Annotated in this window: 26 protein-coding genes; 16 read left to right on the forward strand and 10 right to left on the reverse strand. The window is 66.1% G+C overall.

All coding sequences use genetic code 11. The features are described 5' to 3' along the window. Window positions 1–112 precede the first annotated feature (112 nt). Complete coding sequence (locus tag TX88_RS06395; RefSeq protein ID WP_044515479.1) at window positions 113–715, reverse strand: TetR/AcrR family transcriptional regulator; 603 nt, start codon at window positions 713–715, stop codon at window positions 113–115. 108 nt (window positions 716–823) lie between these two features. Between TX88_RS06395 and TX88_RS06400 the strand changes: the two genes are divergently transcribed. Together TX88_RS06400 and TX88_RS06405 are read left to right on the forward strand one after the other, a co-directional pair. Next, window positions 824–1297 carry a nuclear transport factor 2 family protein gene (locus TX88_RS06400; RefSeq protein ID WP_044515481.1) on the forward strand — a complete coding sequence of 158 codons (474 nt, stop codon included), beginning with the start codon at window positions 824–826 and terminating at the stop codon, window positions 1295–1297. 14 nt (window positions 1298–1311) lie between these two features. Then, entirely contained in the window at window positions 1312–1989 is a 678-nt protein-coding gene (locus TX88_RS06405; RefSeq protein ID WP_044515483.1) for a hypothetical protein, read from the forward strand. On the opposite strand, the gene TX88_RS06410 is transcribed toward TX88_RS06405, so the two are convergent. Further along, the gene (locus TX88_RS06410) at window positions 1965–3131 is read right to left on the reverse strand and encodes an APC family permease (RefSeq protein ID WP_244438475.1); all 1167 of its coding nucleotides are present in this window, start codon (window positions 3129–3131) and stop codon (window positions 1965–1967) included. The genes TX88_RS06405 and TX88_RS06410 overlap by 25 nt on opposite strands. A 191-nt stretch (window positions 3132–3322) precedes the next feature. Here TX88_RS06410 and TX88_RS06415 point away from each other — a divergent pair, with 191 nt between their 5' ends. After that, a complete protein-coding gene (locus tag TX88_RS06415) occupies window positions 3323–4021 on the forward strand; it encodes a PadR family transcriptional regulator (RefSeq protein WP_044515486.1) in 699 nt (232 codons plus the stop codon). Here the strand turns inward: TX88_RS06415 and TX88_RS06420 are convergent. Together TX88_RS06420 and TX88_RS06425 are read right to left on the reverse strand one after the other, a co-directional pair. Further along, entirely contained in the window at window positions 4002–4817 is an 816-nt protein-coding gene (locus tag TX88_RS06420) for an IclR family transcriptional regulator (RefSeq protein ID WP_044515488.1), read from the reverse strand. The genes TX88_RS06415 and TX88_RS06420 overlap by 20 nt on opposite strands. Window positions 4818–4937: 120 nt before the next feature. After that, window positions 4938–6119 (reverse strand): acyl-CoA dehydrogenase family protein, encoded by a 1182-nt coding sequence (locus TX88_RS06425; protein WP_044519153.1) that lies wholly within the window; start codon window positions 6117–6119, stop codon window positions 4938–4940. Between the two features lie 267 nt (window positions 6120–6386). On the opposite strand from TX88_RS06425, the gene TX88_RS06430 reads away from it, so the two are divergent. Genes TX88_RS06430 through TX88_RS06465 form a run of 8 tightly spaced genes read left to right on the forward strand, consistent with a single transcriptional unit; the run spans window position 6387 to window position 15608 of the window. Then, window positions 6387–7157: an MlaE family ABC transporter permease gene (locus tag TX88_RS06430; RefSeq protein WP_029110801.1), complete on the forward strand. Its 771-nt coding sequence runs from the start codon at window positions 6387–6389 to the stop codon at window positions 7155–7157. Further along, complete coding sequence (locus tag TX88_RS06435; RefSeq protein WP_044515489.1) at window positions 7154–8014, forward strand: MlaE family ABC transporter permease; 861 nt, start codon at window positions 7154–7156, stop codon at window positions 8012–8014. The genes TX88_RS06430 and TX88_RS06435 overlap by 4 nt, the downstream gene beginning before the upstream one ends. Window positions 8015–8026: 12 nt before the next feature. After that, window positions 8027–9214: an MCE family protein gene (locus TX88_RS06440; protein WP_044515491.1), complete on the forward strand. Its 1188-nt coding sequence runs from the start codon at window positions 8027–8029 to the stop codon at window positions 9212–9214. Beyond that, window positions 9211–10242, forward strand: a complete 1032-nt coding sequence (locus TX88_RS06445) for an MCE family protein (protein ID WP_044515493.1) — start codon at window positions 9211–9213, stop codon at window positions 10240–10242. Before TX88_RS06440 ends, TX88_RS06445 begins: the two co-directional genes overlap by 4 nt. Continuing rightward, window positions 10242–11324 carry an MCE family protein gene (locus TX88_RS06450; RefSeq protein WP_044515494.1) on the forward strand — a complete coding sequence of 361 codons (1083 nt, stop codon included), beginning with the start codon at window positions 10242–10244 and terminating at the stop codon, window positions 11322–11324. The genes TX88_RS06445 and TX88_RS06450 overlap by 1 nt, the downstream gene beginning before the upstream one ends. Then, window positions 11321–12778, forward strand: a complete 1458-nt coding sequence (locus tag TX88_RS06455; protein ID WP_044515495.1) for an MCE family protein — start codon at window positions 11321–11323, stop codon at window positions 12776–12778. Before TX88_RS06450 ends, TX88_RS06455 begins: the two co-directional genes overlap by 4 nt. Further along, on the forward strand, window positions 12775–14061 hold the full coding sequence (locus TX88_RS06460) for an MCE family protein (RefSeq protein WP_044515498.1): 1287 nt from the start codon (window positions 12775–12777) through the stop codon (window positions 14059–14061). Before TX88_RS06455 ends, TX88_RS06460 begins: the two co-directional genes overlap by 4 nt. Beyond that, window positions 14061–15608: an MCE family protein gene (locus tag TX88_RS06465; RefSeq protein WP_044515499.1), complete on the forward strand. Its 1548-nt coding sequence runs from the start codon at window positions 14061–14063 to the stop codon at window positions 15606–15608. Before TX88_RS06460 ends, TX88_RS06465 begins: the two co-directional genes overlap by 1 nt. Before the next feature lie 74 nt (window positions 15609–15682). Here TX88_RS06465 and TX88_RS06470 read toward each other — a convergent pair whose 3' ends face one another. Then, window positions 15683–16198 (reverse strand): Rv2253/PknI dimerization domain-containing protein, encoded by a 516-nt coding sequence (locus TX88_RS06470; RefSeq protein ID WP_044515500.1) that lies wholly within the window; start codon window positions 16196–16198, stop codon window positions 15683–15685. Window positions 16199–16361: 163 nt separating this feature from the next. Here TX88_RS06470 and TX88_RS06475 point away from each other — a divergent pair, with 163 nt between their 5' ends. The 4 genes from TX88_RS06475 (at window position 16362) to TX88_RS06490 (ending at window position 18446) form a co-directional block, all read left to right on the forward strand. Continuing rightward, a complete protein-coding gene (locus tag TX88_RS06475) occupies window positions 16362–16721 on the forward strand; it encodes a hypothetical protein (protein WP_110918021.1) in 360 nt (119 codons plus the stop codon). A 22-nt stretch (window positions 16722–16743) separates the two neighbouring features. Next, entirely contained in the window at window positions 16744–17145 is a 402-nt protein-coding gene (locus TX88_RS06480; RefSeq protein ID WP_049925140.1) for an Rv2576c family protein, read from the forward strand. 102 nt (window positions 17146–17247) lie between these two features. Next, a complete protein-coding gene (locus tag TX88_RS06485) occupies window positions 17248–17850 on the forward strand; it encodes an Rv1363c family protein (RefSeq protein ID WP_210742774.1) in 603 nt (200 codons plus the stop codon). After that, the gene (locus TX88_RS06490; RefSeq protein WP_044515502.1) at window positions 17847–18446 is read left to right on the forward strand and encodes a hypothetical protein; all 600 of its coding nucleotides are present in this window, start codon (window positions 17847–17849) and stop codon (window positions 18444–18446) included. The genes TX88_RS06485 and TX88_RS06490 overlap by 4 nt, the downstream gene beginning before the upstream one ends. 19 nt (window positions 18447–18465) lie before the next feature. On the opposite strand, the gene TX88_RS06495 is transcribed toward TX88_RS06490, so the two are convergent. Next, complete coding sequence (locus TX88_RS06495; RefSeq protein ID WP_044515504.1) at window positions 18466–18792, reverse strand: hypothetical protein; 327 nt, start codon at window positions 18790–18792, stop codon at window positions 18466–18468. Between the two features lie 10 nt (window positions 18793–18802). Then, window positions 18803–19027 (reverse strand): hypothetical protein, encoded by a 225-nt coding sequence (locus TX88_RS06500; RefSeq protein ID WP_044515506.1) that lies wholly within the window; start codon window positions 19025–19027, stop codon window positions 18803–18805. Window positions 19028–19123: 96 nt separating this feature from the next. Between TX88_RS06500 and TX88_RS06505 the strand changes: the two genes are divergently transcribed. Next, entirely contained in the window at window positions 19124–20371 is a 1248-nt protein-coding gene (locus TX88_RS06505; RefSeq protein WP_044515508.1) for a TetR/AcrR family transcriptional regulator, read from the forward strand. Here the strand turns inward: TX88_RS06505 and TX88_RS06510 are convergent. From TX88_RS06510 to TX88_RS06520, 3 genes are read right to left on the reverse strand one after another with little or no spacing between them, the layout of a single operon-like run. Continuing rightward, window positions 20338–20607, reverse strand: coding sequence for a DoxX-related protein (locus tag TX88_RS06510; RefSeq protein WP_044515510.1), 270 nt, complete (start codon window positions 20605–20607; stop codon window positions 20338–20340). The two genes, TX88_RS06505 and TX88_RS06510, sit on opposite strands and share 34 nt — an antisense overlap. A 16-nt stretch (window positions 20608–20623) precedes the next feature. Then, the gene (locus tag TX88_RS06515; RefSeq protein ID WP_044515511.1) at window positions 20624–22108 is read right to left on the reverse strand and encodes a flavin-containing monooxygenase; all 1485 of its coding nucleotides are present in this window, start codon (window positions 22106–22108) and stop codon (window positions 20624–20626) included. A gap of 42 nt (window positions 22109–22150) precedes the next feature. Further along, a complete protein-coding gene (locus TX88_RS06520; protein WP_044515512.1) occupies window positions 22151–23077 on the reverse strand; it encodes a DUF5996 family protein in 927 nt (308 codons plus the stop codon). Window positions 23078–23095: the final 18 nt, after the last annotated feature.

Raw genomic sequence — 23095 nt, forward strand, 5'->3', positions numbered from 1 at the left:
CAGTGATTCGAACATATGTTCGATTGTAGTCGTGAATTGGCACGTCGGCAACGTTTTTCAGGTTGTCGCCGAAGGTCGCCCGCCAGGCGGGCAAACCGGAGCGTGCCTGCCCTCATAACGGCGCGAGCAGAAGCGCGCAGGCCGTCTTGAGGCTGTCCTGCGCCTCGGCGACGGACATGCGCCCGTTCAGGCTGGACTGCAGGATCCCGTGCCAGGTCTGCTGGACGAGACGCACCAACGAGATCTGTTGTGGGCTTGGGTCGTTGACGCCGGAGGCGTCCAACAGCATGGTGCGTACCAGCTGATCGATCCTGCCCACCTCGGCGACCACGGCCCCATCGGCGGCGTTGAGGGAGTTGAGCATGGCGGCGCTCAGGTGAGGTTGGCGCAGCATCGTGCGGGTGGCCCGCTCCAGTACATCGAAGACCCGGTCGGCCGCCGACCCCGATGGGGTGGACCGGCGATGGATACCGTCCTGCATCCCCTCGACCCGGTCGGCCATCACGGCAAGGAACAGGTGCGTCTTGGACGGGAAGTACCGGTACAGCGTGCCCAGCGCCACCCCTGCCGACTTCGCGACCTCCTGCATCTGGACCTGCTCGGCCGGTCGCAGCGCCCCCAGTACACCGGCTGCGCGCAGGATCGCCTCACGCCGCTCCTGCTGGAGCTCCGAACTGGGCTCCGCTGCGGGCCGTGGTTCCCCGATCCTCGGCAATGCTGCTTCTCCCTGTCGATGGCGAATTCACACTAGAACACAGTCCGCTTGCGCTGTAACCTCAGCCAAAACTGAAATTCATTCTAGTTCCATGGAGAGGGGTTCGACATGCCGAAATTCACCCGTGATGAGCTGGCCGCCGCGCTCGACCACTACACCAAGACCGTCGAGGTCTGCTCGAAGACGGGCGACTGGGCTCCGTTCGCGGACCTGTTCACCGAGGACGTCACCTACATCGAGCACGCCTACGGCGTCTTCGAAGGCCGCGAGGCGGTCAGGGAGTGGATCACCGCCACCATGGCGCCGTTCCCGCACATGCGCTTCCCACACACCTGGGTGGCCTTCGACGAGGAAAACGGCGCCGTCGTGATGGAGATCCTGAACGTCCTCGACCACCCGACCGAGCCCGGGAAGGAATTCGGCTTCCCCAACGTCACCCGCCTCGTCTACGCCGGGGACAACCTGTTCTCCAGCGAGGAAGACGTCTACAACCCCAACCGGGACGCACCACGCACGGTCGGTGCGTGGTTGAAGGCCGGCGGGGTCATGCTCGGCGAGGTGCCCGCCGCGAAGCACGCCTGAAATTCGATCTAGTTATGGCTGAGAAGTTCATCTATGCGCTGTGGGGCCCGGGGCTCGACACCGCCCTGCGAACCGCTGAGTTCCGCGAGGCGATGCGGGCCGCAGGCGTGAGCAGGCTGCAGGTCAACGTCGACGACGCAGACGTCGCGCCCGCGACGCTGCGCATCACCACGTTCGATTCCCCGGTCCCCGCAGTGGTGACCGTCTGGACCGAGTCGGAGCCCGCCGACATCTCGGCGCTGTTGTCCGGGCTGGCCGAGCGGTCCGCGGGCTGGGAGGTCGAGGAGCGGACGCCATTGGTTCCGCCGGATACGGCCGACGGCGTCCGCGCCCCGGCCCTGGCCCAGATCGGGTTCCTGCGAATCCCAGCGGAACTGGACGCCGCGGAATGGTTGCGCATCTGGCAGGGGCTGCACACCGATGTGGCCATCGAGACGCAGTCGACCTTCGGTTACGTCCAGAACCGGGTCCTGCGAACGGTTCTCGGGAGCGACCGGGTCGACGCCGTGGTCGAGGAACTGTTCCCGATGGCGGCCATGACGGATATGCACGCCTTCTACGGCAGCGGTGGCGACGACGCCGAACTCCGGCGGCGGCTCACCCTGATGATCGAGAGCGTCACCCGTTTCGGGGCGCACGAGAACCTGGACTCGGTGCCGACCAGTCGCTACGTGTACGACCTCACCGCGTAGATCGCCACCCCCACGGCGACGACGACCAGCCCGGCGAGCACCGAAGCCAGGGGCAGCGAGAAGGCCAGCACCAGGCAGCCGATCAGGCCGACGGCCGGAACCACGCGTGGCCACCGGTTCTCGGTCCGCAGCGTCCACGCCGAGACATTCGCGATGGCGTAGTACAGCAGGACCGCGAACGATGAAAACCCGATCGCCCCACGGAGATCCGCCACCGCGGTCAGCACTGCCACCGCGATGCCGACCACCACCTCGGCCCGGTGCGGGACGGCGAACCGGGGATGCACGGCGGCCAGCCGGTGGGGCAGATGGTGGTCGCGGGCCATCGCCAGGGTGGTGCGCGATACGCCGAGGATCAGGGCCAGCAGGGAGCCCAGCGCTGCCACCGCGGCCCCGGCCCGCACCACCGGCTGCCACTGCGGTGCGCCGGCCGCCGCGACCGCGTCGGCCAGCGGTGCGGGTGCGGACGCCAACCCGGATCCGCCGAGCACCGACAGCACGGCGACCGCCACCACGGCATAGATCACCAGCGCGATACCCAGCGCGATCGGGATCGCGCGCGGAATGGTGCGGGCCGGGTCACGGACCTCTTCCCCCAGGGTGGCGATCCGGGCGTATCCGGCGAACGCGAAGAACAGCAGCCCCGCGGCCTGGAGTACGCCACCGACACCGACGCCGTCGCCGATACCCAGGCGGGCGGGGTCGGCGGCGCCGGATCCGGCGATGATCACCACCACCGCGGCCAGAACCGCCAGCACGCACGCGACGATGACGCGGGTCAGCAATGCCGACTTCTGGATTCCGGCGTAGTTCACCGCCGTCAGGGCCACCACCGCGGCGACTGCCACCGCATGCGCCCATTGCGGCCACACGTACATCCCGACCGTCAGCGCCATCGCCGCGCACGACGCGGTCTTGCCGACGATGAAGCTCCACCCGGCCGTGTAGCCCCAGAACTCGCCGAGCCGTTCGCGCCCGTAGACGTAGGTGCCGCCGGATTGCGGGTAGCGCGCTGCCAGTCGTGCCGAGGATGTCGCGTTGCAGTAGGCGACGACGGCGGCGACAGCGAGGCCGATGAGCAGCCCGCTTCCGGCCGCGGCCGCCGCGGGGGCCAGGGCGGCGAAAATGCCCGCCCCCACCATCGATCCGAGGCCGATCACCACGGCGTCAGTTGTCCCGAGCCTGCGCTGCAGCCCGCCGGGCGTGGTCACCCGGCGATATTAAGGTGCGTTCTTGCTCCGCGCATCGTGGGTTAGGACCGGACCGCACGCTAGTCTCCCGGCCAGCGGTTCACGGGTAACCACGTTGTGACCTCGGTTGTTACCCTCAAGTAGTGGGAGATCCCGAATCAGCAGCCGCGCCGGCGCTTGCCGCCAACAGTTGGGCGCTGCTCGGGATGTTGTCCTACCAGCGCGAGCTCTCCGGTTACGACATCCGCAAATGGCTCCACTACGGCGTGCGCTACTACTACGGCAGCCCGGCTTTCAGTCAGATCTACTCCGATCTGAAGAAGCTCGAGAAGATGGGCTACCTGACCTCTCGTGAGGACGGCAGCGGCCCGCGAAACCGCCGCCTGTACAAGATCACCGAAGCGGGCCTGGATGCTGTCACCCGATGGGCACGGGATACGCCGGCAGATCCTCCGACGCTGAAGCACGCGGCGATCATGCGGGTGACCCTGGGGCACCTCAGTGATCCCGCCTCCCTCAAGCAGATGCTCGAGGAGCACATCGCCTACGTCGATGAGATGCACCGGGACGCCGCGAAGGGCGCTCGGTGGGCCGCGGCCGATCCGAAGTGGACCTACGCCCGGATCGCGCTGGATTGGGCGGAACGCTATTACGCGTCCGAGCGGGAGCTCACCTTGAGGATGATCAAGGATCTCGACGACGCCGACGCGAATTTCCCGAAGGCGGGTGAGGGAATTCCGTTGCCCGGCCCCGAATATTGGGAAGAGTTCGAGAAGCGGGTGGCCGCCGAGAGCCGCAAATCAGCCGAGGAGCGGCGCAGGCCTAGGCCAGCTGCAGAGTAGCCCCGCCGCGCAGCGGACGCAGCGGCTGCAAGGTCGGTGCCGCCCGGTCGGGACCATCTTCGGCACTGCGCCAGATGCCCATCGCCGTCATCCGCACCGGAGCGGTCAGCCGCTGGTCGAATGTCATCCGGCTCATCGGACCGCACACCGACACCGCCGCAACGGCCGCGCCGACCGGACCGATCGGTGCCGCCACGCAACCGAATCCCGGCAGCGATTCCTCCCGCTCGAACGCCACCCCGCGGGCGCGGGTCTTCGCCAGATCTGCCGCCAGTTGCTGTTCCGTCGCGATCGAGAACCGCGTCTTGCGTGAGTTCAAGCTGACCTCGGCCGGAGGGTTGTCGGCCAGGATCGCCTTGCCGACCGCCGTGCAGTGCGCCGGTTGGCGTCCGCCGACGCGGGTGGGGATCGCGGCCACCATCTGACCGCCGATCTTCTCCAGGTACACCACGTCAGCACCGCTGAGGACGGCCAGGTGGACCACCAGTCCGGTGGCCCGGTGCAGATCACGCATCAGAGGAATGGCTGCCCGGTGAATGCGGTCCTGGTGCAGCGCGAGTGATCCCAGCTCGATCAGGCGCATGCCCAGCTCGTAGTCGCGGCCGTCGCGGCGAAGCCACCGCAGCTGCACGAGACGTTCGAGCATGCGGTGCGCCGACGACCGCGGCAGACCGGTTCGGCGCACGATCTGGGCCAGCGTCAGACGTCCGGGTCCGTCGAAGGCGTCGAGGACCAGCGAAATCCGGTCGATGACGGCGCTGGGCGTCTCGCCCGCCTTTTCGGCAGCGGTTGTCATCAGGGACCTCCCACCTTCGGCTGCATGACTGACAGGAATATGACTATTAGGAATATGACTGTTTGTAACATGCCAATGTGGCTGCTGTCACATAATTGACGAGATTGGTAAGCGTCTCGCTCAGATCATCGCGCGCAGCGGGCCCTGTGGATCCACGCCCAGTGAGCTCAGGGCCGATGCGTGATAGACGGTGCCCGGAACGTGAATGGCATGTGCCTGCCCGACGTGGACATCGCGCCAGTACCGCTGCAGTGGCTTGTCCATCCGGGCGGCGTTCCCGCCGCAGCGGGCGAAGATCTCGTCGACCGCGGATACGGCCCGCCACACCGCACGTACCTGGGTCCGCCGGCCCGCGGCCCGGTCCTCGAAGGACACTTCGCTGCCGGAATCGACGATGTCGTAGATGCGGTCGACGTTGGCCAGCAATTCCTGGCGGGCGGCGTTGATGTCCGCGGCGGCCTCGCCGATCGCGTACATGACGTACGGGTCGTCCTTGATCGCCACTCCGCTGGAATTCACCCGTTCGCGTTGGTAATCCAGTGCGGCCGCGAGCGCACCCTCGGCGATCCCGATCGTCGCCGCACTGATGCCCAGCGGGAACATCGTCGACCACGGCATCAGATAGAGCGTCTCGGTCATCCCCGCCTCGCGCTGAGCGGTGCCGTCCATCACCTTCGTCGCGTCCATTGTCCGGTACGACGGCACGAAGGCGTCGTTGACGATGACATCCTTGGATCCGGTTCCGCGCAGACCCACCACGTTCCACGAGTCCTCGACGATCTCGTAGTCCCGGCGCGGCAGGATCATGTGCAGCATCTGCGGCGGCATCAACGGTTTGCCGTCGGGACCGCCCAACATCGCGCCCAGGAAGATCCAGTCGCAGTGGTCGGTGCCCGAGCTGAATTGCCAGCGTCCGTTGAACATGTAGCCGCCGTCGACCGGCGTGGCCACACCCTGGGGTGCGTAGGGGGAGGCGACCCAGGTGTCGACGTCATCGGCCCAGATCTCGGCGGCGGCCCTTGGGTCGGCGTAGGCCAATTGATAGGGGTGGACGCCCACCACACCGTTGATCCAGCCGGCGGCCGGGTCGAGCGCGGCGGTAGCCATCACGGTCTCGGCGAACTCGCGCGGATGGACCTCCAAGCCGCTGTAAGCCTTCGGCTGCAGCAGCCGGATGTTGCCGGCCGACTTCATCAGCTTGACCGTCTCGTCGGTGAGCTTGCCGATCTTCTCGGCCTCGGGGCCCTGGCTCCGTAACTGCTCGGCGTTCTCGCGCACCCGGTCGATCACCCGGTCGGTCATCATCTGGTCCTATTCGTCGAGGGCTCTCACAAATGGTGTACCTCCTCGCGCCCGTGATGTGGGCTGAGTCTCAGTGAGTGAAATTTGTTGCTCACATCGCGTCGCCGGTGTGCCTTCGGAGCCGGCGACGCCCGCGTCGTGCCGGTCTCCCGGTAGGCGGGACGCGGGATGGCAGGCCCCGAAATTAACTGCGATTGTTCCCGGTCGAGACGAGTGGTCCAGGTCATACGACTCTCGCGGTGAACCACACTCAGAACGGAGAATCCGATGCTGCAGCGACAACTCGCCGGCCCACTCGAGGGCGTGGGTGGGTTGTTCGCCATGTCGGTGGATGCCGCCAGATTCGTGGTGCGCAGGCCATTCCAATGGCGTGAGTTCCTTGACCAATCCTGGTTCGTGGCAAGGGTTTCCATGGCGCCGACCCTTCTGGTGGCGATCCCGTTCACCGTCCTGGTGTCGTTCACCTTGAACATCCTCCTTCGCGAACTCGGCGCGGCAGATCTCTCCGGGGCGGGCGCGGCATTCGGCGCCGTGACCCAGGTCGGGCCCATGGTGACGGTGCTGATCGTCGCCGGCGCCGGGGCCACCGCTATGTGTGCCGACCTGGGGTCGCGCACCGTCCGCGAAGAGATCGATGCCATGGAGGTCCTCGGCATCAACCCGATCCAGCGTCTGGTCACCCCGCGGATGCTGGCCTCGGGTCTGGTGGCGCTGCTGCTCAACAGCGTCGTCGTGATCATCGGAATCCTTGGCGGATACCTGTTCTCGGTGTTCGTGCAAGACGTCAATCCCGGCGCGTTCGCAGCGGGCATCACCCTGCTCACCGGCATCCCGGAGGTCGTCATCTCCTGTGTCAAGGCGGCGTTGTTCGGCCTGATCGCCGGGCTGGTCGCCTGCTACCGCGGGCTGACCGTCTCGGGTGGAGGTGCCAAAGCGGTGGGCAACGCCGTCAACGAAACAGTCGTGTATGCCTTCATGGCGTTGTTCGTGGTCAACGTGGTGGTCACCGCCATCGGCATCCAGATGACCACGCGATGACAGCGACGACGGCGGTACTCCAGTCGGCCTACCCGCGCCTGTCCCGGGCCGTGCGACGGCCAGGGGCCGTGCTGAGCAGCATCGGTGACCATGTCCTGTTCTACGGCCGCGCCCTGGCGGGCATGCCCTTTGCGGCTGCGCACTACCGCAAGGAAGTCGTCCGGCTGATAGCCGAAATCAGCATGGGTGCAGGGACATTGGCGATGATCGGCGGAACCGTCGTCATCGTCGGGTTCCTGACCCTGGCCACCGGCGGGGTGCTGGCCATCCAGGGCTACAGCTCGCTGGGCAACATCGGCATCGAAGCGCTCACCGGATTCCTGGCTGCCTTCATCAATGTCCGGATCTCGGCGCCCATCGTCGCCGGCATCGGCCTGGCCGCCACCTTCGGTGCCGGTGTGACCGCACAGCTCGGTGCGATGCGGATCAACGAAGAGGTCGACGCGCTGGAAGCGATGGCGATCCGGCCCGTCGAGTACCTGGTGTCCACCCGCATCGTGGCCGGGATGATCGCCATCACGCCCCTGTACTCGATCGCGGTGATCCTGTCGTTTTTGGCCAGCCAGTTCACCACCGTCGTGCTGCTCGGGCAGTCGGGCGGCCTGTACGGCCACTACTTCAGCACGTTCCTCAACCCGATCGACCTGCTCTGGTCGTTCCTGCAGGCGCTGCTGATGGCGCTGGCGATCCTGCTGGTGCACACCTACTACGGCTTCTTCGCCACCGGCGGCCCGGCGGGTGTGGGCGTGGCGGTCGGAAACGCGGTCCGGACGTCGCTGATCGTCGTCGTCTCGATCACGCTGCTGATCTCGCTGGCCGTCTACGGCTCCAACGGCAACTTCAACCTCTCCGGCTAGAGAAGGCATCTGATGTCGCGTGACGCTAAACGCCAACTGAGCGGACTTGCCACGGTGGTGGTGATCGCCGCGATCATCACCGGCGCCATCGTGATGTTCCGCGGTGGGGTCGCACCCACCGCCTCGGTGACCGTGATCTCGCCGCGGGCGGGCCTGGTGATGAACCCCGACGCCAAGGTGAAACTGCACGGTGCGCAGGTCGGCAAGGTCGTCGCCATCGACGTGCTGCCCGACGGGCAGGCAGCCCTGAAGCTGGCGATGAACCCGGATGACCTGCAACTGATTCCGGCCAACACGGGGGTGGAGATCGCCTCGAGCACCGTGTTCGGTGCCAAGTTCGTCCAGCTCGTCCCGCCGGCGGAGCCGTCGCAGAAGTCGATGTACGCCGGACAGGTCCTCGACGCGACCCACACCACCGTCGAGATCAACACGGTCTTCGAGCAACTGGTGTCGGTGCTGGCCCAGATCCAGCCGGAAAAGCTGAACGAGACACTCGGCGCGATGGCCCAGGCGGTCGACGGCCGCGGCGACAAGCTCGGCCAGACGATGGTCGACCTGGATGCCCTGCTGGCCAAGATCGCCCCCAGCCTGCCGACGATGAGCCATGAGATGGCCGTCGCGCCACAGGTGTTCAACGCCTACGCGGACGCCGGACCGGACTTGATGGACACCGTTCGCAGTGCGACACAGCTCAGCGACACGCTCGTCGATCGCCGAAATGACCTGGACGCGTTGCTCGTCAGCGCGATCGGGTTGGCCGACGTCGGCAACGACGTGGTCGCGACCAACAGTGCCGCGGTGACCGACGCGATGCGCCTGCTGGTGCCGACCACGAACCTGCTCAACCAGTACAACCCGGCGCTCAACTGCGCACTGAAGGGCTTGGAGCCCTTGGCTCTCGGCCCGCCGACGCCACTGCCGGGCGTCATGCTGCTGGACTCGTTCCTGCTGGGCACCGAACGCTACCGCTACCCGGGCAACCTGCCGAAGGTGGCCGCCGGCGGTGGTCCGCAGTGCCAGGGCCTGCCGGAGGTCGGTTTCGAGAAGCGGCCGCCGTTCATCGTCACCGACATCGACGCCAACCCCGCGCAGTACGGCAATCAGGGGATCCTGCTGAACTCCGACGCACTCAAGCAAGCGCTGTACGGCCCGCTCGACGGTCCGCCACGCAACACCACCCAGATAGGACAACCGGGATGACGCGCAGCCGCGGGACCGCTGTCAAGTTCGGCGTGTTCGGACTGACGATGCTGCTCCTCACCGGAGCGCTGTTCGCGATCATGGGCCAATACCGCACGGGCTCCACCAACGGCTATTCGGCCGTGTTCACCGACGCGTCCAGCCTGAAGGCCGGTGACTCGGTGCGCGTCGCCGGGATCCGCATCGGCACGGTCAATGACGTTGCCCTGCAGCCCGACAACACAGTCCTGGTGCACTTCGATGCCGACCGCGAAGTCGTCATGACGACTGCCACCAAGATCGCGGTGCGCTACCTGGACCTGGTCGGCAACCGCTATCTGGAGCTTCTCGACAGCCCCGGATCGACGAAGATCCAGCCGGTGGGTTCACGGATACCGGTCGAGCGCACCGAGCCCGCGCTGGATCTCGACCTTCTCCTCGGCGGGCTCAAACCCGTCATCCAGGGGCTCAACGCCCAGAACGTCAACGCCTTGACGAACTCGCTGATCCAGATCCTTCAGGGCCAGAGTGGCACGGTGGAATCACTGCTGTCCCATACGACTTCGTTCACCCAGGCGCTCGCCGACAACGGACAGACCGTGCAGCAGCTGATCGACAACCTGAAGACCACCGTGGCAACGGTGGCCAAGGACGGCGACAAATTCTCGGGCGCCGTCGAGCAACTGCAACAACTCATCACCGGCTTGTCCCAAGAACGCGATCCCATCGGGGAGGCCATCAACGCCCTGGACAACGGCACCGCCTCCCTCGCCGATCTGATGACTCAGGCCAGGCCGCCCCTGTCGGGCACGGTGGATCAACTCACCCGGCTGGCACCGCTGCTCTCCAATGGGGACGACATGGCGCGCCTGGATCTGTCGTTGCAGAACGCGCCCAAGAACTACCGCAAGCTGGTCCGGCTGGGTGCTTACGGCAGCTTCATCAACCAGTACGTGTGCGGCATGAATGTCAGGGTCACCGACCTGCAGGGGCGCACCGCGTACTTCCCGTGGATCATGCAGAACACCGGACGCTGTGGGGAGCCCTGATGCTGAAATACCGTGGATCGCACCTCATCCGGAGCGGACTCATCGGCATCGTGCTGATCGCGATGATCATCGCGGTCGGACTCCAGCCGCAGGCGCTGTGGTCGTGGGCCACGTCGGTCAAATACAACGCACTGTTCGCCGAGGCGGGTGGGCTCACCACCGGTAACGACGTCAAGATCTCCGGGGTCACCAAGGGCCTGGTCACCGATGTCAGCCTGAGCCACGGCAAGGCGCTGGTGACTTTCACCCTCGACAGCACGGTGCGTCTGGGCTCCGACACCACCGCGCACATCCGCACCGGGACGATGCTCGGTGCCCGGATGCTCACCCTGGAACCGGCCGGCGCGGGCACGATGCGCGCCTCGGACACGATCCCCATCACCAGGACGGCTTCGCCGTATTCGTTGACCAACGCCGTCGGCGACTTCACGAACAACACCGCCGGCACCGACACCGCGGCGCTCACGCAGTCCCTGGATACGTTGTCGGACACCATCGATCGGATGGCGCCACAGCTGGGGCCGACGTTCGAGGGTCTGTCCCGGCTGTCGGAAACGCTGAACAGTCGCAACGAGTCTCTGTCCAACCTGCTCAAGAGTGCCGCCGACGTGACCGGCATCCTGTCGAAGCGCAGCGAGCAGGTCAACACCCTGCTGCTGGACGCGAACGCGCTGACCGGGGTGCTCGACCAGCGCCGGTACGCGATCGTCAACCTGCTGGCCAATACCTCTGCGCTGTCCCAGCAGCTCTCCGGGCTCGTCCACGACAACGAGGAAGAGCTCGCGCCCACGCTCAAGCAGCTCAACTCGGTGACGGCGATGCTGGAGAAGAACCGCGACAACATCGCGGGCGCCCTGGCCGGTCTCGCCAAATACCAGGTCACCCAAGGCGAATCGGTGAACAACGGCTTCTACTACAACGCCTTTGTCGCGAACCTGAATCCGGCGCAGACCATCCAGCCCTTCCTCGACTACGCGTTCGGCTTCCGGCGGGGAACCAACGCCGGGCAACCGCCGGACAATGCCGGCCCGCGCGCCGAATTCCCGCTCCCCTACAACGGCATTCCCGGAGGAAGTCGATGATCGCCCGCAACCGCAAGCGGATCGGCCGCATCGCGCTGGTGCTGCTCGCTGTGCTGGCCGTGGCCGGTACGGCGGTGATCGTGCGGCAGACCGTCTTCAAGCCGACCACCATCACCGCGTACTTCACCTCGGCCACCGCGATCTACCCGGGCGACGAGGTGCGAGTCGCGGGGGTCAAGGTCGGTTCCATCGAGAACATCGAGCCGGTCGGCGGACAGGCACGGATCACCCTCGCCGTCGACCACGGCGTGAAGATCCCGGCCGATGCCAAGGCGATCCTCATGGCGCAGAACCTGGTTGCGGCCCGGTATGTCCAGCTGACCCCGGCCTATGAAGACGAGGGTCCGACGATGGCCGACGGCGCGCAGATCGGGGTCGAGCGGACTGCCGTGCCCGTCGAGTGGGATCAGGTCAAGGACCAGCTGATGCGGTTGGCGTCCGATCTGGGACCGATCAACGGGGCGTCGGCCACCTCGCTGAGCCGCTTCGTCGACAGCGCCGCCGCGGCCATGAACGGCAACGGCGAGAAGCTGCACGAGGCGATCAGCCAGTTGTCCGGTGTCGCAAAGATTCTGGGGCAGGGGAGCGGCGATGTCGTCGGCATCATCAAGAACCTGCAGGTCTTCGTGACGGCGCTGCGAGACAGCAACGCCCAGATCGTGGAGTTCCAGGGTCATCTCGCCGATGTCACCAGCGTCGTCGACGGGAGCCGCTCCGATCTGGACGGCGCCCTGACCAACCTGGCGGACGCCGTCGGCAACGTTCGGCGATTCGTCGCAGGCAGCCGCGACCAGACCGCCGAACAGCTGGAGCGGCTGAACAACGTCACGCAGAATCTGGTGGACAACAAGACCAAGCTCGAGAACGTCCTGCACGTCGCACCCAACGCAATCGCCAACGGCTACAACATCTACAACCCCGACAGCGGCACCGCCGTCGGTGCGTTCGCGTTGGCGAACTTCTCCGACCCGTTGTCGGTGGTGTGTTCGGCGATCGGGGCGATCAAGAATGCCACCGCAGCGGAATCGTCCAAGCTGTGCGCGCAGTACCTCGGCCCGGCGCTGTCGTTGCTCAACTTCAACCACATGCCGATGCCCTTCAACGCCTATCTGAAGAAGTCGCCCAGTCCGGAGAACCTGGTGTACACCGATCCGAACCTGGCACCGGGTGGGGCCGGTGGGCGTCCGCAGCCGTACCAAGATCTGCCCCCGGCCGTATCCGCCTACACCGGCGCCAATGACGTGCCGCCACCGGCCGGATGGGGTGCGCCTCCGGGGCCGCCCGGTGCGTACACACCCGACGGGCTGCCCGCGAACACCTCGCCCGCGGCCTATCCCGGATCGCCGATCGTCTCGGACCCGCCGGTACAAGCACCAAAGACATTGCGGGACATGCTTCTTCCAGCTGAAGCTGCGCCCGCCCCCGCACCGCCGGCCCCAGGAGGCACCCCATGATCAATCGGCGGTCGCTGACACGACTGACTGCGGTAGCCGCCTGCTCGGTGGCGACGCTGACCGGCTGTGCGTTCCACGGGTTGAATTCGCTACCTCTGCCCGGCACAGTCGGACGTGGGGCAGACGCGACCGTCTACCACGTCGAACTCGCCAATATCGGGACACTGGAAGCCAATTCGCCCGTGATGATCAGTGACGTCATCGTGGGCAGTGTCTCGCGCATGGTGGTCAAAGGCTGGCACGCGGACGTGGAGGTCTCGGTCAAGCCCGACGTCGTCGTTCCGGCCAATGCGGTCGCCACCGTCGGCCAGACCAGCTTGCTGGGCTCGATGCACATCGCGCTCGATCCACCGCTGGGGCAGTCTCCGTCGGGGCGGCTGTCCCCGGGCGCCACCCTCGAGCTCAACCAGACTTCGACATATCCGTCGACCGAACAGACCCTGTCGTCGCTGTCCGTGCTCGTCAACGGCGGAGGACTGGGCAAGATCGGCGACCTGGTCACCGAATTCAACGCCGCGCTCAACGGCCGGGAAGACAAGATCCGCGACCTCCTCACCCAGCTCGACAACATCGTCGGGATGTTCGCCAACCAGCGCGACGACATCAACGCCTCGATCACCGCACTGAACCGGTTGGCCGGCACGCTGTCCGGACAGCAGGAGGTGATCACCACCGCGCTGCAACGGATCCCGCCGGCACTGGACATCCTGGTCAAGGAGCGCCCTCGCATCACCACGGCGTTGGAGAAGTTCGGGCGGTTCAGCGACACTGCGACCAATCTCGTCAACGCGACTCGAGACGATCTGCTCACCAACCTGCGCAACCTCGAGCCGACGGTGAAGGCACTGGCCGACGTCGGGCCGAATCTGGGCACTGTGCTGGCATTCGCGCCGACATATCCCTACCCGCAGAACTTCATCGACCGGGCGATCCGTGGGGACTACCTCAACCAGTTCATCACCTTCGACTTCACCGTTCCCAGGCTGAAGAGGGGATTGTTCCTGGGCACCCGGTGGGGTCAGGAGGGACTGCCCCTCACCCCAGCGCCAGGGGACCCCTTCTACGCCAACTACACGAAGGACCCACTGGGCATGCCGCTGACACCGCCACCCGCGTCCGTGGCCACGATTCCGCCGCTGGTCGACCCGGCTCCGGCAGATGGTCAGCCCGCTCCGGCGGCCCCGGTGGACCAGGCTTCGGCGCCCGCACCGGAACCGCAGCCCGAAACGCCTGCCGCAGTGGCGCCTTCTGACGCCGTCGAGCCGAACGGAGGTGGCAACTGATGCTCACCCGTTTTGTCCGAATCCAGCTGGCGATCTTCGCGGTGGCGTCGGTGATCGGCATCGCCCTGATGGGCATCGTGTACATGCAGGCCCCGACCCTGTTGGGTATCGGGCGGATGACCGTGACCCTGCAGCTGCCCGGAACCGGTGGGCTGTACCAGTTCTCGAACGTGACCTATCGCGGTGTGCAGATGGGCAAGGTCACCGAGGTGCGGCCCACCCGTGACGGTGCGGAAGCGACACTGTCGCTGAATACGTCACCCAAGGTGCCGGCAGACCTGCACGCCGCGGTCCTGAGCGTGTCGGCTGTGGGCGAGCAGTACGTCGATCTGCAACCCCGCAACGACTCGGGACCGTATCTGCACGACGGGTCGGTCATCCCGGCGTCGAACACTTCGATCCCTCAGGCCGTGGGGCCGATGCTCGATCAGGTCAGTTCACTCATGGGCAGCATCCCCAAGGACAAGATCAGCCCGCTGCTCGACGAAACCTTCAAGGCCTTCAACGGCTCTGGAACCGACATGGGCGCGCTCCTGGACTCCTCGTCGAGACTGATCGCCGAAGCGAACGCCGCCTCCGATCAGTCCCGTGCGCTCATCGACGACGGGGCGCCGCTCCTCGATGGACAGGCTGAATCCGTCGATGCGATCCGCACGTGGGCCCGCAGCATGGCCGGAGTCACCAAGCAGGTCGCCGCCGACGACCAGCACGTGCGCACCCTGCTCAAGGACGGGTCGGGAGCCGCCGACGAAGCCTCCCGCTTGTTCAATCAAGTCAAGCCCACCCTGCCGCTGTTGCTGGCCAACCTCACCAGCCTGGGCCAGGTCGGGGTGACCTACCACCCCTCGCTTGAGCAACTGCTGGTGCTCCTGCCGCCGTCCATCTCCGCGACACAGTCGTACGGTGCGCCGAAGAACAATCCGGTCGGTATGACGTTGGGCGACTTCACTCTTACGATGGGCGACCCGCCGGCATGCACGGTCGGGTTCCTGCCGCCGTCGTCGTGGCGGTCTCCGGAGGACACCACCGACATCGACACCCCCGACGGGCTGTACTGCAAACTGCCGCAGGATTCGGCGATCGGTGTCCGCGGCGCCCGCAACTACCCGTGCATGGGCCAGCCGGGAAAGCGTGCTCCCACAGTCGAGATCTGTAACAGCGACCGGCCCTACGAGCCCTTGGCGATGCGCCAGCACGCGACCGGCCCCTACCCGATCGACCCCAACCTGCTTGCTCAGGGCATCGCGCCGGACTCCCGCGTGGATCATGACAAGTTCATCCACGGCCCGATCGAGGGCACCCCACTTCCGCCGGCCGCCGTGCCGCCGGGGGAGGTCCCGCCGGTCGAGGCGCCGCCGGTCCCGGAGGCGCCGACGGTGGCGCCGAGTGCGTTCAACGCAGGCGGATCCGATGGTCCGTCGGTTGCGATTGCCACCTACGACCCGAAGACGGGCCGGTACGCGACACCGGACGGAAAGGTGTACCGGCAAGCCGATCTCGTGCCGCACACCGGGGCCCAGACATGGGAAGACCTCTTCACCACCTGAGCCGAAAGGCCCCGCGATGGAATCCATCGCGGGGCCTCGGGCAGATCTGACCGGGCAGCTGAAAAGCCGCCCGGTCAAGCCGTTTTCACGAGCTTGAACGGCATCGTGATGAAGACCACCTTGCTGGTGCCGCACGACCCGCTGACGCCCGTCGTCGAATCCTCGCCCATCAATGTCGTCGACGCCGGATCGACTGCGGTGGCGGTCTCGTTCGCCGGGAAGAAGCGGTAGACCTGCAGACCCGGGCCCGCGGTGCCGTCGCCGCACGGCTGCCAGTTGTCCACCGTCTTCTTGACGTACCAGACGCCGCTCTTCTTGTAGATCGGTGCGCTCCAACCCCAGTCGGTGTCGACCGTGCCGGTGCACTCGCTGGGGTAACTGCAGGTCGTGGAGATCGTCCAGGTGCCACGAATGCTGGCCTCGTCGTGGAAGATGTCGTTCGACTTGGCCCACTCACCGTTCGACGTGGCGACGTAGGTGCCGTTGAGACCCCAGTTACTCGGAGATGCCCCGGCGACGGGGCTGCACAAACCGCCCACTGCAGCGGCGGTGAGCACCCCTGCCCCGATGACTGCCGTCGACACCCGCATGACCAGACTCCTCCGTACACCGGCCACGGGCGGTCGCCGTGGCAGCCTTCACTTTCCAGCTTCTTCCGCCTTTTGACGGACAACCTCCCATCTAGTGGGCATTGCAATGGCAGCCGGATTGAGCCGTGCCACAGTGTCGTGCGTGCGGATACCGGTGGCAGCCATGGCAGGGCTGCTTGTCGCGGCGGCGATGACCGCCCCAGCCCCAGCGAGGGCAGAACCTGCCGGATGCAGTGAACCCTCGTGCGTACCCGGGATCACCGGCGGCGTCGTGCTCGGCGCGCCGTGTTCGGATACGGCGTACTACGTCTTCGGCACCACCTCGTGGGGCCGGCTGGTCTTCTGCGGGTCGCCGCGCCGTTACGAGCCGCGGTACTTCCGGTCGCCGCCGCTGAAAGGCATTCGCGAGGAGAACACCTCATGCACAGGCTTCGAGAATTCCGTCGCGCAGGCGCCCGACGGCCTCTTCCTGAGTTGTGTGTCCAGTGACGGATCGAGCAGGTGGCTTCGTGGCGATCTCTGAGCGTGCGGTCGCACTGAGCGCAATGCTCGCCGCCGCCGCCGTCGGTGCGTGCCTTCCCCTGGCGATACCGGCGCACGCGGACGACGACCCGATGATGCACCGCGTGACCTACACAGTCACCGCCGAGGAACCGACGACCGTCGGCATCTACTTCCGCGAGGTCGACCCGCCCACATGGGCGGACTACAGCCACAATCCGTACGAGTTCAGCCCCAAGGACGATCTCACGCTGGAACCGGGCAAGCCCTGGATCCGCGAGGTCATGCTCGCCGATCCGATGAAGTGGGCCATGGTCACCGTCAGCACCGGCGGGTTGGCTCCGCAGACGCCACGGACCTTGAGTTGCGAAATGGCGATCGACGGAGTCGTCGTCAATCGTGCGGCCGGAGCCAAGGGCGCGTTGTGTTCGCTGCGGAACTGGTGACCGCGGCGCACTGGTGACCGCTGGGTGGGACAGCGGTGCCGACGCGGTCTGCTGCCGCATTAGCGTGCGGCAGCAGTCACATCGGCCATGAGGAGGTGCACCATGCGGTTACTCAGCCGCTCCGACCAGGAAACTGAGACAGCCGTGCTCGAACCGGCCGACGACGTCGACCCGCAGCGCAGCGATGACGACCCCGACTTGGTTGCCAAGCGCAGGTGGCGTCCGAGACTGGCGACGTTGCTCGCCGGCGTTGCGATCCTGGTCAGCGGGGCGTTGCTGGCGGCAAGCGGATACGTGATCTGGTACCACCAGCAGGCTGACCGTGAGCAGCAGCGCCGCGCGGAGTTCTCGGCGGCAGCATCGCAAGCCGCCGTCACCCTGATGTCGATCGACAGTGCCACGGCACAGGACAACGTACGGCAGATCATCGACAACTCGACCGGCCAGTTCAAGGACGACATCCAGTCCTCCGCAGAGGATCTGGTGAAAGCGGCGCAGGACTCGAAGGCGACGACGAAGGCGACCGTGAAGGCTTCCGCGGTGCAGTCGATGGATGCGGACTCCGCAGTCGTCCTCGTCGGTACGGCGACCACCGTCAGCAACTCGGCCGGGGCGAATCAGCAGCCGCGCAACTGGCGCTTGAGCCTCACCATGGTCAAAGACGGGGAACAGATCAAGATGTCGAAGGTGGAGTTCGTCCCGTGAGCACAGGCACAGCTGAAGCAGATACCGAGAACACCGCCGACGTCACTGAGATCGAGGCCGAGCAGGCCGTCACTGACGAGGGTTCCGAACCCCAGGAGCGGTGGATCCACCGCATTTCCCGGCGATGGCGCCCGATCGCGGTCGTCGGTGTCCTGCTGGCCACGGCGAGTTCGGCAGCTGCACTCTATTTCGGCGTGTACCGCGTGGATCACGGGAATGCCGGGGCCTCCACGACGGTGATCGACGCGGCGTCCGACGGTTCGGTGGCGTTGTTGTCCTACGCTCCAGACAGTTTGGACAAGGACTTCGCCGACGCGCGATCCCGTTTGACCGGTGATTTCCTGGCGTACTACAGCGAGTTCGCCGACAAGTTCGTGGCGCCGGCGGCCAAACAGAAAGACATCCGGGCCAGCGCCTCGGTGGTTCGCGCCGCTCCGATCACCGTGCAGTCCGACACCGCGGAGGTGTTGGTCTACCTGAACCAGGCGACAACCAGCCGCGACAACCCCGAACCGGCACAGGCGGCCAGCGCCGTGAAGGTCGGGCTCACGAAAGTCGATGGGAATTGGCTGATCTCATCGTTCACCCCCATCTAGCCGGCCGGCGGCCCGGAGGCTAGGGCGTATCGCGGTTGGGCAGCAGTGTCTCGTGGGCCGAAGACGTTGCGGCGCGGAACAACACCGCGATCAAGGCCAGCGCGCCGAGTGCGGCCACCGGGATGGTCCACAACCGGCGCATCGTCAGTGCCGACCCGCACTTGTCCACGTACTCCTGGCCGGCGGCGCCGGCCTGCACCAGGTGTGCGCCGTAGCCGGAGCCGCAGGGGATCTGCATGCCGAACTTGTCGAAGTCGTCCAGATAGACCGGCAGGCTCAGCAGATACAGCCCGATGGCGAGCACCACTGCTCCGGCGATTCCGATGTACACGGCGCGATAGCTCACCGTTCCCCCTTCATGTCATGCATACGTCGGTGAACAACAACACCGGCCACGAGACGATCGCCCCCAGGAAGGACACCACCGCGTCGAGGCCGCCCATCTCTTGCAGGTGGTCTGTGTGCGTGCCGGACCAGAAGGTGCCGATCAGCAGATACGGCACACCCAGCACCACAGCGACGACGATCAGTTCGCCGAGTGCGACGCGATAGGCCAGCAACCTCCGCAACCTGACAAGCACTGGACCCCCATCCGAACTTATTGCCGTCTATGTTAATGACTATTCTCTGTCGAACTACCATTTTGACCCGGCTGTTCGGTCGGTTAGTGTGACGGAATGGCGCGCATCTCGCCCCGGTCGATCGACAGTGGTGCCAATGGTGTGCGACGCCGTCCGAAAGACCGAAAGGCCCAGATAGCGCGGGCCTCGGCGGAGTCTTTCAGCGCGCTGGGATATCACGGCGTGAGCATGGAGGCCATTGCCTCGCGGGTCGGGATCTCGGCGGCCGCGTTGTACCGGCACTATTCGAGCAAGTACGAATTGTTCCGCGACGCCGTACTGAACCTCAGCCAGCAACTCGTCGACGGAACGGCGTTCGCCGACGAGCCCGACGGGGACCCGCGCGAGCAGTTGCGCAGGCTCGTCGCGGCGCTCAGCGACACCGCGTTGGTTAACCGCGAATCCGGCGGGCTCTACCGCTGGGAGGCGCGTTATCTGCGCGGTGACGACCAGAGCATCCTCGATGCGCAGGTACGCACCGTGCACCGCCGGATTCACCGGCCGCTGATGGAACTGCGGCCCGAACTCAGCTCGCGGGCCCGCTGGACCCTGTCGACCGCGGTGCTCGGCGTGATCGGCAGCGTCGTCGATCATCGGTCCAAACTGCCTGCCGGTCAGATCCGCGAGCTGCTCGCCGATATCTGCGACACCATGCTGGCAGCCGAGCTGCCCGAGTTCCCCGGTCCGGCCGATGCCGTGACGACGCCCCCCGCCGCCGCGAGCGTCACGAAATACGAAGCGCTGCTGACCGAATCGATGCGGCTGTTCAACCGGAACGGCTACCGCGACACCACGATGGAGGACATCGCCGCCGCGGTCGGCATGCCCGCCTCGGGGATCTACCGATACTTCTCCGGCAAATCCGACATCCTGGCCGCCGGGTTCCGGCGCGCCGCCGACCGGTTGTCGGCGGACATGTCGGAGGTCCTCGGCGCGGTGTCGGACCCCGAACAGGCGCTGGGTGCCCTCATCGACGACTACGTGGCCCGATCCTTCGACCGCCCGGAGCTCGATTACGTCTACTACACCGAGCGCCTGAACATGACGCCCGCCGACCAGAAGATCCTGCGCGACCTGCAACGGGCGGCCGTGGAATCGTGGGTCGAGGTCGTCATGCCGGTACGCCCCGGGTGGAGTGCGGGGCAGGCGCGCTTCGCGGTTCATGCTGCGATGGCCTTGGTGATCGACTTGGGCCGGCTCATGAACTATGAGAATTCAGAGCAGACCCGAGCCGTCGTCGCGGTCCTGATCGATCTGACCCTGCTGGGCCGCTACCGGTTACGGACGGCGTTGCCGGCCAGGTAGGCCACGTAGCCGAGCGTTCCGATGGTGGCCAGCTTGCGGGTCTTGGGCAGCAGCAGGCCCAGGCCGATCGCGGTCTCGATGCCGCCGTTGGTGTAGATGTGCTTCTGCGTGTCCTTGGGGAACGCCGGCTTGGTGATCGACTCGAACAGCTGCGGCTTCACGAAATGTGAGACACCGGCGCCGGCCACGCTGAGGCCGACGAGCCTGACCAGCTTGGAGTTCTTGCCCTCTGCCATGTGTGATCCTCTCTGATCAGGCAAATGTGTAGTCGCTCAACGGGAATCGTGAAGCTTCCGCGACGGCCCGGCGGGTCGTCATCGGCCGGAGCAGCGTTGCCTCACCGCTCGGGTTGAAATAGTACGACCGTGCCGATGCGCAGTTTCCGAGGGTGAACAACGAGTCGCCCAGCGCTTCGGTCATTCGGTCCAGGTACAGGGTGTTGGCCTCTTCGGTGACCTCGAAGGTGGTCGCCTTCCGGCGTTTGACCTCGCTGAACAGGCGGTCCATCAGGCGCATCTGATACTCCATCGTGTTGAAGAAGTTCAGGCCAAGGAAGGCGTACGGACTGGCCAGGCTCAGGTAGTTCGGGAAGTACGGCATCGAGACGCCCTGATAGGCCTGGAACCGGGTCTCCCGCCACCACTTTCCGAGGTTGCGGCCGTCGCGCCCGATCACCTCGATGGCCGGAAAGTTCGCGTCCCACAGGTCGAACCCGGTGGCCAGGACCAGCGTGTCGATGGCCGTCCTGGTCCCGTCCGCATTGACGATGCCGTCGGGCTCGATCCGCTCGATTCCGTCGGCCTGCAGATGCACGTGCGGTTTGGTGAATGTGCGGTAGTAGCCGTTCGAGAAGGTCGGGCGCTTGCAGCCGAAGTCGTAGTCCGGGGTCAGCTTGCGGCGCAGCTCCGGGTCGCGGATGGAGGCGAACCGGTGCAGCTTGGCCAGGTCGGACGCGGCGATGTTGAACCGGCGGAAGTACCGGTGCTTGAGCACCGCGGTGTCGACCATGAACGCGTAGATGGTGTCGGTGACGGTGCGGATCGCCCGTTGGGCCGCCGGCACACGGGCGAACAGGCGGCGTACCTGCGGCGGGAACTTCAGGTCGATCTTGGGCACCACCCAGATCGGGGTGCGCTGGTAGACGGTCAGGTCCGCGGCCTTCTTCGCCAACTCCGGGATGAGCTGAACGGCGGTGGCGCCCGTGCCGATGATCGCGATCCGGCGGCCGTCGGGCCGGTAGCTCTCGTCCCAGTCCGTGGTGTGGATGACCTTGCCGGTGAAGTCGGCGATGCCGGGGATGTCGGGAGTGTGCGGCTGGGACAGGAAGCCGGTGGCGGTGAACAGGAACCGCGCGCTGATCGCTTCGCCGCCCGTCAGGGCGACCCGCCAGCGCGAAGCCTCGTCATCCCAGCGGGCACCTTCGACGGTTGCGTTGAACCGGATGTGGCGGCGCACGTCGTACTTGTCGGCGACGTCATCGGCGTAGCGCTTGATCTCGGAGCCGGTGGAGAACAGTCGTGACCAGTTCGGATTCGGTTCGAAGAAGTACGAGTAGGTGGTGGTGGGCACGTCGACGGCCAGACCGGGGTAGTGGTTGACGTACCAGGTGCCGCCCAGGTCGTCCTCGCGGTCCAGGATCACGAAGTCATCGATGCCCAGCCGTTTGAGCTGGATGGCAGCGCCGATGCCGGCGAAGCCGGCGCCGACGATGACTGCCTCGTATTCCCCCGGGCTCATGCTGCAGACAGTACCGCAGGTACCGGGTACTTTGTCGAGAGGTCAGCTCCAGCGCTTCGGATCGCACTCGAGACTCGCGCGGTCCCAGTCGGCCCGGTCGGCCGCGGCGGCGTAGGTGGACTGAAGGAATTCCATCAGCGCCCGGTCGGGATCGGCGGAGGTCCGCACCGCCTCGTAGGGCAACAGGAACTGTTTGAAGTCATCGCTGTAGAACGCCGCGTCCGGGCGGATGCGGTAATCGGCGAATCCGTCCGGCTCGGGATAGGCGTACGCGTAGAACGCACCCTCCTCGCCACCGCCCGGCCAGAAGCCGCAACTGCTCAACTCGTGCGAATACCCTTCCACCATCACGCCGGTGGGGCAGTTGGGTGCGCCGCCGGGGTGCTCGGGCGCGGGCCGGCCGGAGAATCTGGTGCAAGCCAGGTCGAACGACCCCCAGAAGAAGTGCACGGGACTGGCCTTGCCGATGAAATAGGCCCGGAAGTCGCTGATCACCCGGTGCGCCTGCACCAACTGTCGCCAGAACAGGTTGGCGGCGTGCGGGTCGTACGACGCGTGTTGGTGATCTTCGGCGAACGGTATGGCGGGGTCAACCTCGTTGGGCCGGGCATGGATTCGCGCCTCGATGCCCAATTGATCCAGTACGGACAGGGTTTCGGCGTAGAACTCGGCGACCGTTTTGGGAGCCAGCGCGACGCTGCCCGACCCGCCGTCGCTCGTGCGGATCGCGAGTACGTGGTCGATGAAATCGAACTCCATGTCGCACAGCCGGTTTCGATACGGAATCGATGACGTGGTCAGCCCGCGCGGACTCACATACAGCGTGACCTCCCACCAGTGGTTGAGCAGCGGCGAGTACGTCAGGCGGATCTTCCCGACGATCTGCGTCCACATGTGAAGGGTGTCGCGCGTCGGTCCCCAATCCGATACCCGCAGTGCGGGCCAGGCGTTGTCGGACGGTGTGCTCATGGGCCAGCTACCTGCCTT

Origin of the sequence: Mycolicibacterium septicum DSM 44393 (genome assembly GCF_000455325.1) — a bacterium.
Taxonomy (GTDB): Bacteria; Actinomycetota; Actinomycetes; order Mycobacteriales; family Mycobacteriaceae; genus Mycobacterium; species Mycobacterium septicum.